The 10,970-nt window shown below is 44.0% G+C and carries 10 protein-coding genes; 4 read left to right on the top strand and 6 right to left on the bottom strand.

The window, feature by feature from the left end; genetic code table 11:
• Positions 1–147: 147 nt before the first annotated feature.
• The 3 genes from AAFP11_RS05670 to AAFP11_RS05660 all read left to right on the top strand — a co-directional run bounded on the left by AAFP11_RS05670 (position 148) and on the right by AAFP11_RS05660 (position 4,245).
• Positions 148–2,952: a hybrid sensor histidine kinase/response regulator gene (locus AAFP11_RS05670; protein ID WP_341736143.1), complete on the top strand. Its 2,805-nt coding sequence runs from the start codon at positions 148–150 to the stop codon at positions 2,950–2,952.
• A gap of 151 nt (positions 2,953–3,103) precedes the next feature.
• Positions 3,104–3,580, top strand: a complete 477-nt coding sequence (locus AAFP11_RS05665) for a chemotaxis protein CheW (RefSeq protein ID WP_341736142.1) — start codon at positions 3,104–3,106, stop codon at positions 3,578–3,580.
• Between the two features lie 59 nt (positions 3,581–3,639).
• On the top strand, positions 3,640–4,245 hold the full coding sequence (locus AAFP11_RS05660; RefSeq protein WP_341736141.1) for a pentapeptide repeat-containing protein: 606 nt from the start codon (positions 3,640–3,642) through the stop codon (positions 4,243–4,245).
• 28 nt (positions 4,246–4,273) lie between these two features.
• Here the strand turns inward: AAFP11_RS05660 and AAFP11_RS05655 are convergent, their stop codons facing one another.
• From AAFP11_RS05655 to AAFP11_RS05640, 4 genes are all read right to left on the bottom strand, one after another.
• The gene (locus AAFP11_RS05655; protein ID WP_341736140.1) at positions 4,274–5,521 is read right to left on the bottom strand and encodes an adenylate/guanylate cyclase domain-containing protein; all 1,248 of its coding nucleotides are present in this window, start codon (positions 5,519–5,521) and stop codon (positions 4,274–4,276) included.
• A 117-nt stretch (positions 5,522–5,638) separates the two neighbouring features.
• Positions 5,639–6,223 (bottom strand): PepSY domain-containing protein, encoded by a 585-nt coding sequence (locus AAFP11_RS05650; RefSeq protein WP_341736139.1) that lies wholly within the window; start codon positions 6,221–6,223, stop codon positions 5,639–5,641.
• Between the two features lie 257 nt (positions 6,224–6,480).
• Positions 6,481–7,341: a hypothetical protein gene (locus AAFP11_RS05645; RefSeq protein WP_341736138.1), complete on the bottom strand. Its 861-nt coding sequence runs from the start codon at positions 7,339–7,341 to the stop codon at positions 6,481–6,483.
• Positions 7,342–7,548: 207 nt separating this feature from the next.
• A complete protein-coding gene (locus AAFP11_RS05640) occupies positions 7,549–8,220 on the bottom strand; it encodes a Fe2+-dependent dioxygenase (RefSeq protein WP_341736137.1) in 672 nt (223 codons plus the stop codon).
• Positions 8,221–8,373: 153 nt separating this feature from the next.
• Here AAFP11_RS05640 and AAFP11_RS05635 point away from each other — a divergent pair, with 153 nt between their 5' ends.
• Positions 8,374–8,784 carry a hypothetical protein gene (locus tag AAFP11_RS05635; protein ID WP_341736136.1) on the top strand — a complete coding sequence of 137 codons (411 nt, stop codon included), beginning with the start codon at positions 8,374–8,376 and terminating at the stop codon, positions 8,782–8,784.
• Here the strand turns inward: AAFP11_RS05635 and AAFP11_RS05630 are convergent.
• Both AAFP11_RS05630 and AAFP11_RS05625 read right to left on the bottom strand, forming a co-directional pair.
• Positions 8,781–10,178, bottom strand: coding sequence for a HAMP domain-containing sensor histidine kinase (locus AAFP11_RS05630; protein ID WP_341736135.1), 1,398 nt, complete (start codon positions 10,176–10,178; stop codon positions 8,781–8,783). The genes AAFP11_RS05635 and AAFP11_RS05630 overlap by 4 nt on opposite strands.
• Positions 10,144–10,821: a response regulator transcription factor gene (locus AAFP11_RS05625; protein ID WP_293251332.1), complete on the bottom strand. Its 678-nt coding sequence runs from the start codon at positions 10,819–10,821 to the stop codon at positions 10,144–10,146. The genes AAFP11_RS05630 and AAFP11_RS05625 overlap by 35 nt, the downstream gene beginning before the upstream one ends.
• Between the last annotated feature and the right edge of the window lie 149 nt (positions 10,822–10,970).

Below are 10,970 nucleotides of genomic sequence, written 5' to 3'. Positions count from 1 at the left end.
TTTAAACCCCTGTCGGACTGTGGAATGAACCTGGTTGTTGACACCAATGGGCTTTTGGAGTGTCCTGATGGTTAACTGTCAACTGCCAACTGCCAACTGCCAACAGCCCACTGCCCACTGCCCACTGGCCACTGCCCACTGACTAATATGAATGATATCGACTTAAACGAATTAATAGATGCTTTTACCGCTGAAACCCAAGAGTTTTTGCAATCAATGGAGAGCAACTTATTGGGAATGGAATCTGGTGATTTAAAACAGCGAGAAGCCGCAGTAAAAGAAATGTTTCGAGCGGCTCACTCCATCAAAGGTGCTGGTTCGATGTTGGGGTTTAACAACGTATCTGCCGCAGCTCACACTCTGGAGGAGTGTTTTGTCATTTTTCGCGATCGCACAGACTTGTCAGCCCTAGAACAGACAACAGTAACTCTATTGCTACAAGGTGTGGATGCTCTCAAAAAAATTACTACCGAATCAATTCACCACTCCGATGTCAGCAGTCCCGATCAAACAGAAAACTTGGAGATAATCGCCCAAATTCAACTTCAATTCGAGCGTCAATACGGCAGGCCAGAACCACCGGCAGTTCCGGTAATCAGCAAATCCCCCGCCCCAGAAACCCTGAAATTGATTTTTGAACACGAATTACCACCAGTCTTAAATCGCCTAGAAACCGAACTTTCCCAAGCTTCAGAGGCTGATTTAGCAATCAGCGTCACCGCACTCAACCAGGTTTATTACCAACTCTCCGGTTTAGCTGGAATGTTGCAATTGCCAGACTTTGGGAAAGTTGCCGAACCCCTCAGAGATTTGATCGACTCAAAGGATTTAACACTAGAACAGTTGCAATCCCAGGGTTGGGCGATTGCTCAAAACCTACAAACCGCACGTCAGCAAATATTAGCAGGAAAGGCGATCGACCCCCCCAAAATCTCCCCCCCCACTCAGGAAGAAAGCCAACCAGAACCCAAAACCAAGGACACCCACGCACCATCCACCGCCCCTACACCATCCTCAGTCCCCAGCCCCCAGCGCCCCACAATCCGAGTAGACTTAGAACGCTTGACAGAATTAGTCAATCTAGTCGGGGAATTAGTCATCAACCGTACCAACTTAGAACTTCAAGAATCCGAACTCCGCAGCGAAGTCAAGCGCATCCGTCGCAGTATTATCGATTTGAACCAATTCGGCGGTCAGTTGCGAGAAGAATATGACAGGATGAGCTTTGGAGACTGGAAAAGTGCCCATGACAACCTAGGAATCGGAAAATTTGCAGAACTAAACCAAGAAATTCCCACCATTACTAACGGCAAATCCTCTAGACCCAATTCTCACTTTGATGTCTTAGAAATGGATCAATACACAGAGTTCCACTCTACAGCCTCCGAAGTTATCGAAACCACTGAAACAATTGCTCAATCTGCCACCAAATTAGACTCCTTATCCATGAGATTCGAGCGCAGTATCGACCAACTGCGTCGCATCACCGAACAGCTACGCAGCCGAGTCATGCAGTTGCGAGTTGTCAGTTTCAGCCGCGCCGTCGATCACTTGCCGCGAGCACTCAGGGATATGTGTCTCACCTACGATAAAGATGTTAACCTGCTGCTATTAGGAAGAGATACTAAAATTGATGAAAGTTTGCTTGATGCTTTGCGCGACCCCTTAATACATCTAGTCAGAAACGCTTTCGATCACGGCATCGAAATCCCCGAAATTAGGCAGGAAATGGGCAAGCCAGCCAGCGGTCAAATTGAAATAGAAGCCCGACACCAAGGTGGCCAAACTATTATCACTGTCGCCGATGACGGCAAAGGAATTGACCCGGAAATCATTCGCCGCAAAATTGTGAAAAAGGGTTTGGCGACAGAGGAACAAGCCGAAGATTTTTCGATTGCGGAACTCTACGATTTTCTATTTTGGCCTGGTTTCAGCACAGTCGAAGAAGTGAGCGACCTTTCAGGGCGGGGAGTTGGCCTCGACGTGGTACGGGCGAATTTGCGGACGGTTCGAGGCACTGTAAAGGTGGATTCTCGCCTGGGAAAAGGCACGAGTTTTATCATCAAACTGCCACTTTTACTGTCGATTACTGACGCCTTGATGGTGAAGACCGATCGCAATAAAATAGCAGTACCACTGGATGCAGTCGAGGAAATTCTCCACATCAAAGCCTCCGAAGTGCACACCGCCGGAAATCAGCCCATGCTGTGGTGGCGGGAGGAATTTATTCGTTTAGTGCGACTCCAAGACTTGCTCGAATATAGCGTTTTAGGCCCCGATGCCCCCTCTCCTGACCCTTTAACCCAAGAGCACATTCCGGTGCTAGTCTTAGCTTCTAGCGAAGGAATGCTAGCGGTTGCCGTGGAACGGCTCATCGGTCAGCAGGAAATTGTGGTAAAACCCTTACCATCGCCTCTGTCTAAGCCTCGCGGGGTTTTGGGAAGTACGATTTTAGGAGACGGGCGAGTGGTGACTATTTTGGATGTGGATGATTTGGTGGGCCAACCTTCAGCAAATAGTTCGATCGCCCCTGTGTCTGGTAAAGTACCACATTTAGCACCAACTTCGAGTCATGCACCGCAAATTTTAGTGGTAGACGATTCCTATACAATTCGGCAATTGCTGTCATTGATGCTGACGAGAGCTCGCTATCGAGTAGTGCAAGCCAAGGACGGCTTGGACGCCCTGGAAAAGTTGCAAAACGGTCTCGATTGCAGTTTAGCGATTGTGGATATTGAAATGCCCCGGATGGATGGATTTGAATTTTTGCGATCGGTGCGATCGACCCAACGGTTTGCTAAAATTCCCGTAGCCATGCTCACCTCCCGCAGCGGCGAAAAACACCGCCAAATGGCAATGGAACTAGGCGCAAATCAATACTTCACCAAACCTTACAGCGAAGCCCAACTTTTAGAAGCCATCCCCAAACTAATCAAACATCAAACAATATGATTAACGAACCGCGAAGACACAAAGAGCGCGAAGAAAGAACAGCATTTTCTTCCTTCCCCCTTGGGGAGTAGAGGGTGGCAGGGGGGTTCTTCCTTCGCGTCCTTCGCGCCTTCGCGGTTCAATAATATTCAATCCACAATCCCAAATCGACATGACTCACGCCAACTACAATCGCCGCTTCCGCAACCAGAAACAAACTAATGCCAGATCCCCGGCCCGCAAATTAGTTTCCTTTGACCTAGGCAGCGTTTATTATGCTGTTCCCATTGAACGAGTACAGCGCGTTGTCAAAGACTTTAATCCCTACGGTTTTTTAGATAGTGGTAATAGTTTAGTCAGGCATCAGGAAGAACTAATTACGCTAATTGATTTATCTAAAATATTTAAATCCACTAAAAGTATGGCTGACTGCAACTACCTAATTGTTTGCACTTTCAATCAAGGCGAGCGGTTGGGAATTCCCATTCCTGATATGCCGAAGATTTTAGAAATTTCCGAAGCAGCTTTTTGCGAAATTCCCCTATTGTACCGCCAACAGCAACTACCTGCGGCTGTTGAAAAATTAATTCGCGCACCGGATGGTTCCGAAGTCTTTTATTTAAATTTGGATTTATTGAGCTCAATTTAGCTCAGTTATAAGATAAAATATAAATGGTATTTTGTCAACGATATATGAAAAAAAATACAATGAAAAAAATTACAATATTGTCGATCTCGCTACTGATGTTTGCAGCAATTCCAGAGTGTCCCCAGGTGGGACTAGGGCTAAGTGCGATCGGCCAACCAAAAACTCCCCAACCACCCAAAAAAGACGACCCCAAAAACCTCGGCTACGTCTCCCCCGAATTTGCCGAAAAGGTATCCCAACAGGAAATTGAGCAAATCAACGCCAACGTCGAAACCCTGCTGCTAACTCAAAGCTGCATCCGCTGCGACCTCCGAGGTGTAAAATTAGTTAACCTCACCTTAAAAAATCCGATCGTTACCGGAGCAGATTTATCAGACGCCAACCTCAGCGGAGGTACTTTCGAGATAGCAGATTTTGTCAACACTAACTTAGCACGCACCGACTTAAGTGGCTCAGTTTTAATAGGAGCCAGAATCAGCAATACTAATTTCAGGAAAGCTAACTTGACCAATACTAATTTAGACGGTGCAGATTTGCGCTTTGCGGACTTGAGAGATGCCAATCTTTCTAATGCTAACCTCCGTAATTCTAACATGGATGGTGCTAGTCTCGATCGAGCCAGTATGGGAGGAACTACCATGCCCGATGGTCGGAAAAACCAATAATATTAAATTCGTCATGAATGACGGCTAGCTATATTAACCGCCATGCAATTAAAGTCGCGGTTTTACCTTTAGCCGCGATCGGTTCGCAAGGTTCAACCCTTAGATTTTGTGACATCCTTTGATAAACAGCATCAGAAATAGTAATCGCACCACCAGGCGTGGCACTTTCTAAGCGTTTTGCTGTATTGACAACATCACCAATTACCGTATAAGTCCGAACATCTTCACCACCAAATAGCCCTTCAATAACGCTCCCGCAATGCACCCCGCAGCCCGCACCAATTCCATATAATTCAAGCATTTCTAAAGCAGCTTTACTCATAGATTTAGCCGCAGCAATTCCCTGCTCTGGCGTAGCATAAATCGCCATGACTTCATCGGCGGTAAATGTTATTCTTAAAGGCTTAAACTGAGCAACTGCTGGTTCAACACAGCGGTAATATTCATTTAGAACCGCTGCAACTGTCTCAGGGGAAGTTTTTTCGCACCAACTTGTAAAACCGCGAATATCCATAAATAAAATCGTGCGATCGCACTTTTGAAAAGCCAAACCTGCTGGATTATTAAGCGCTGTTTCTACTACATGACTTCCCATCCCCCATTCTGCCATATTTCCCAGTAGTTGAGCAGTTTTTTGTAGCTGCTTTCTCTGTTTGACAAGCTGTACCGACTGCAACCCTAAAAGCAAACCGATAAACACCATACTCCAACTAAGAAACCAATGCGTTGCCGTCCCCGCAAATGTCACAATTAATTCTAGATTAGCAATTAAATATTGAGACTTAATCCCAATCACAACATAAAAAGCTACCACCATCAGAGCCCTCACCAAACTTTCCAGTGGAATCAGCCAATCATCAATACCCTTAGCCCAATGGAATCGCAATCCTTGCAAAGTAGCAATCATCAGAGAAAATAACCAAAAGACAACGTGACTAGGATTTTGGAAAAAATCTAGCCCGTCTATCGGCACATCAATCAGCGTATAGATGCCAACGCAGATCAGGTTTCCCCAAAAACGGTGGCATTTCGAGTTCGACAGATACCAAGCCTGAACAAGCATTGCTACTATCAGTAAATATTCAGTTGGGTCTGTGATAAATTTGAAGAAACCAGCTAATATTAAGTCTGATAAACTCTTCAGAATTAAAAAGTGACCGCTGTTACTTAATACTTCACTAAAAAATGTACTGGTGCGACTTCCTTGTAGCAGACTTTTCCATACAATTTTTGACTTAAGACTTGATTTTGCCGTTTCAATACTTCTATTTTTCATCTTAATTAAAGGTCAGCGACCAGAGAATTATTGTATACCAGTTCCCCAAAAAAGATGCAACTGTAGAGAGAATTAAAACCACGATATTCATCAGTCATTCCCCGAAAAAAAAATCTATTAGCTATCTTCCTCTGTTGTTTGCTGGCGGCGTTTCCGAAAAATACCAGTCATATTGATTCCTGTTACCAGCAGCAAAATCACACCCAAACCTACCAAAAACACATAGATTGGCATCAAAAAATTTCCCAAATATTCTCCTTGGTGGATATTCAGAAAAACTTCTCCTACCTCTTTCGGCATCTTAAACCAACTTCTGCCAACTCGGTAGATTACACCTGTGACTGTACTGACTGCTAAAGGCAAGACAATAATCGGTGTAGCAATACGGTGAACCTTACGAAAATCAAGTTTAGCACCTGGTCTTTCAGGGCGTGCGCCACCCAAAAATTTGGTCATCGTCAAACCAGTAACTATCAGCCCAATCACTCCCAAAGCCAGCAAAAGCACATAAAATGGTCTGAGTTCCTTTCCGAGATAGCTTCCTTGGTGAATATCCATAAAAATCTTGGCAGCATCACCTTCTATGCCAAACCAATCTTCTCCCAGCCGATAGGCAACACCAGTTAATGCACTCAATAGTAAAGGGATGAAAATAATCGGTGCAACTTGGCGGTGAAGTTTGCGAAAGTTAGCGCTTGCCATCTATTTATTCTCCTATTTTTTAGATATTTTGTTGTTGACAAATCAGATATTCTTGGACGCACGGGTAGGCAGAAACCGGGTTTTTTTGCGAAAATATTTCGCTTTTGTATAGTTTTGGACGCACGGGTAGGCAGAAACCGGGTTTTTTTGCGAAAATATTTCGTTGTTACCCGCAGATTCGGTAAAAAACCCGGTTTCTTTGGTCGAAGTGGGTAAGTCCTGTTGTGAAAAACCCGGCTTCGGCGCAAATCCTAGCATTATGAAAAAGTAAAATCAGTCGCGTTAAGATTTCCAGCATTAACTCCTTTCAACACTGCCAAATATTGACCAGTGCCTGCTATCCTTAACAGAGTATCGCTAGCATAAATTCCAGTTCCTTGAGTGATATTAATGTTAGCAAATCCTAAGCCATCTTTGAGCTTCAGTATGTCTGCGCCTTTTTGAAAGTCCGTGATGATATCAGCGAGAGCGAGAGTATTTGCAGCCCCTCGCCCTTCCAGCTCAAATAAATCCGAACCCATGCCGCCGGTCAGAATATCATTGCCCTTCCCTCCATCAAGGATATCATTTCCTGCACCGCCGCTAAGTGTGTCAAAACCCTTGCCGCCTTCTAGTTTATCATTGCCATTGCTGCCAGTCAGAATATCATTGCCCTTGCCTCCTTTGAAAATATTATTGCCAAGAATTCCTGTCAAGTTGTCATCACTATCTGTACCTTTAATTTCATTCTCGTAGAAATAGCCGCCGCTTTCGTATCCATAATTACTAACACTCGCTGAAGTGCCGTTTTGATAACCACTTTGGTATCCATCATTGCTGCTACTACTTATGTACCCAGAATTGCTGTTACCATTTTGGTACTCAGAATAGCCGTTGCCATTTCGGTACTCAGAATAGCCGTTGCCATTTTGGTACTCAGAATAGCCGTTGCCATTTTGGTACTCAGAATAGCCGTTGCCATTTTCGTAACGGCTGTCATCACCACTTTCACCACTTTCACCACTTTCACCAATTGAGAGTTGGTATCTCTCCGATGATACTGGATCGACATCGATAGAATTGTCTTGTGTCACATAAGACTGTCCCACGCCTGTCCAAATTTTAGTTTGGTTGCTCATTTGTTAGATCCTGGTTGCTTAACTCATTTACAATTACTAATGTGACAAAACAAAGTAAAGAACTCGGAAAGACCTAAAATTTCTTTCATCCGCCTCCAAAACCTCCTCAATAGTCCTGGATGCACGACATCTATATCTCGTGTTAATCTAGGGGCAATCCCCGTGGTTGCCCCAATCCCTTAGTCTCTTGCGTAAGTCCTGCTCAACCTAAACATCAGCCCATTTTCGCAGCAAATTAGCAATGCTTTTGGATAGCAAGTCAAACTCCGCTGTCTTTCCAGACTTCTGAAAAAGGGTATCGCGAACCGTATCCAAATCAAAGAGAATTTCTCGTTTGTGAGCATCCCGAACTAAACTCTGCACCCAAGTCACCGCCGCTAGTCTTTCACCTTCAGTGACAGGTTCCACACGATGTAAAGTTGTAGTAGGATAAACAACCATTGAACCAGCATCAAGTTTAAAAGCTTGTTCGCCTTGGGTACTTTCAATCACTAATTCCCCGCCCGTATAAGTGGCAGGATCGCTGAGAAATAGAGTGAGAGACAAATCCGATCGCATTAGTTCTTCGTCTCCCATAATCGCATTATCAATATGTGTCCCGTAGTACATTCCTCCCTGATAGCGACTAAACATAATGGGACGAATTGCTTTAGGGCGCGCCGCTATTTGGAATAAAGAATTGCGTTTTAGTGCTTGATTGACTAAATTTCTGAGTTCCTGAGTTGGAGCCGCATCATTTTTTAGTTGAGCATTATTTTTTACTTGTTGGGCGTACCAACCTGCTGTTAATTTCCCATCGACAAATTCAGCATTTTTTAGGCGATCGACAATTAATCCTAATTCCTCTGAAGTCAGAATATTTGCCATACAGATAATCATTGGGGACACTCCTACAGGTTGCTAATGGACTCGCATTGTAGCAATAAGGTAATGTCTGTGCAAACAATTTTTCGATGTTTTTGGTTCTTTCCGAGTTCTTTACTTTTTTCTGGGATAGTAGCAGTAATCACCCAGAATAAGGCTTTTTTAAAGATGCAAAGTAAAACTAAGATTTGGCTCGGCATTGGAGCTTGCGTTTTAACCTCTGTAGCTGCTAGTGCGATCGCATCCCAGAATGACAGCAGTGTTAATCAATTTTCCCCTATTTCTCTTTTAAGTAATGCTGCTAATTCATCGATGAGCAACAGCAAGCCAGTTAAACCCATCGTCTTAATGAGTAGCAGTGGGGGCGAACAAGGAGAAAGCGGCGAAGGAAAAAGACCAAAACCCCGGAAAAAAAGTAGTTTCACTTCTGAACTTTCCTTGACAGATAGTAATGTCACAATGACAGCTTCCAAGGGCGGGGAAGGTGGAGAAAAAGGAGAAGAGGGAGAAAAAGGAGAAAGCGGTGAAAAAGGAGAATCTGGAGAAGAGTTAAGGTTTTCTATTAATATCAACTCTTAAGCTACTGAGGAGAATTTTACTTGAAAACAGCTACCTACTCCTAGCTGACTGGTAACGCTAATTTCTCCTCGGTGGCTTTGGACAATTGCTTGGGCGATCGCCAATCCCATCCCCAAACCCCCTGCGCGGCGATTTCTGGCTCGATCTGCTCTCCAAAATCTGTCGAAAACTAACTTGACATCTTCTGGAGCAATGCCGATACCAGTATCCTCTACACTCACAATTGTCGATCGGTTCTGTCTGCTCAGAGAAACAGTCACAATTCCGCCCGCTGGTGTGTAATGAATTGCGTTTCCAATCAAGTTAGAAAACAAACGAGTTAGCTGTGCAGCATCTCCCATTACAGACGTATCAATGGCTAAATTTGACTTGAGAATAACTTGCTTTTCTTGAGCTTGCAGTTCCCACAAATCTAGCAAATCCTCTAATAGTTCGTCTAACGGAACCGCTATCCACTCGCGGGCGATCATGGCTGCTGGTGCATCCATTCTAGTTAATAAAAGTAAGTCTTCAACTAACTGAGTCATCTGTTTAGTAGCAGAGGCGATCGCCACCATTTTCTTAACATCCGCTGCATGAATTCTCTCAGGATGACTCTGCATCACTTCCACTGAAGTTTTAATCGCCGTCAGCGGACTTCTCAACTCGTGAGAAGCATCAGCAGTGAATTGTTTTAACTGCTGAAAACTATCCTCAATTGGCTTGAGAGATTGCTTAGTCAGCCACAAACCACCAACCGCAGTCAAGCTCAGAAAAATAATACTCCCATAACCCAAATTCCAGCGGAGTCTGCTGAGAACTTCTTCGACTTCTTTAGTAGATTCGCTGGTGCGAATATAACCTTTTAATTCTTGTTTCTTATCATTATAAGAAATATAAACTGGAATTGTCGCCGACCGAATTTGCCCGTTTTGTATGGTTTGGAAACCCGATTTTATTATTACAGGTGGTAAACTCTTGCCGGAATTTCCTAACATTTTACCTGCTTCATTAAACCATTCTACAGATTGATCTGGTTCCCGCAGATTTTGCCAGGGAATGTCTAAGTCTCCGTCTTTGTCTAACTGGCGCGTTACTTTTTCGCGATCGAGTTCAATCTGAAAGTCATCATTGCGCTGTTCACTTTGTTGATGAGATAGATCGCCTTTTTTTTCTGGATGTTCTGAAAGGTGCTGCTTTTCGATCGCAACTAAACTGTGAGAAGCTGCTTGAGCCAAAACCTCCAATCGCTGGTCTAATTCTTGATACAGACTGCTGGTAAATAATTCATAAACAGCAATAGCAGAAGTTCCTAAAATAGCTACCATAACTGTTAAGTAAGATAGCAATAAACGCCATCCCAAAGCTTGAAATTGGGGATTAGAGGTTTTGGTTGAGCCGATAACCCATGCCATAAATAGTCTCAATAAAATTAGCTGGTGCGCCTGCTGCTTTCAGTTTTTGTCGCAAACCCCGGAGATGAACTTTTACGGTTTCTTCTCCTGGCGAGTCTTCAAAAGCCCATATATGGTCTAGGATAGCACTCCGTGTTAAAACGCGCCCTCCTGTTCGTAGGAATAATTCTAGCAAACTGTACTCCTTTGGTGTAAAGTGCAGCAAATTATCGCGATAAGTAACTTCGCAGGTATTCGGGTTTAAACGCAGATTTTCCCACTCTAATACTGGTGGCAAAGTTGTACTTCCCCGCCGCAGTAAGGCTCGAATTCTTGCTGCTAATTCTGGTAAATCGAAGGGTTTAACGACATAATCATCAGCTCCGGCATCTAGTCCTATTACTTTATCATTGCTGGTGTCTCTGGCTGTTAGCATGAGAACGGGGGTTTTTAAACCTTGTCGGCGCAAGCGCTGACAAAGGGTGATTCCATCTATTTTTGGCAGCATCACATCTAGCAGAATTAAGTCATAGGTAAAAGTTTCTGCAAAGTTCCAACCTTCTTGACCGTCGGCGGCTATGTCTACGGCATAATGTTGATCGGTGAGGGCTTCTGCTAATGCTTGGGCAATGCGATCGTCGTCTTCTACTAACAGAATCTTCATAACTCACTGCTAAAATATTGTTGATTGTTGATTGTGATATCGCATAGTTTTTTTTCGGAATGATTAAACCGCAGAGGCCACAGAGTCCGCAGAGTCAGAGAAGAGAGATGAATAATTCGGATGCCAACGGATTTGATATCATTCCTAAT

This window comes from Microcoleus sp. CAWBG640 (genome assembly GCF_020883015.1).
GTDB lineage: Bacteria > Cyanobacteriota > Cyanobacteriia > Cyanobacteriales > Microcoleaceae > Microcoleus > Microcoleus anatoxicus.
This window is presented reverse-complemented; position numbering and strand designations above follow the sequence as displayed.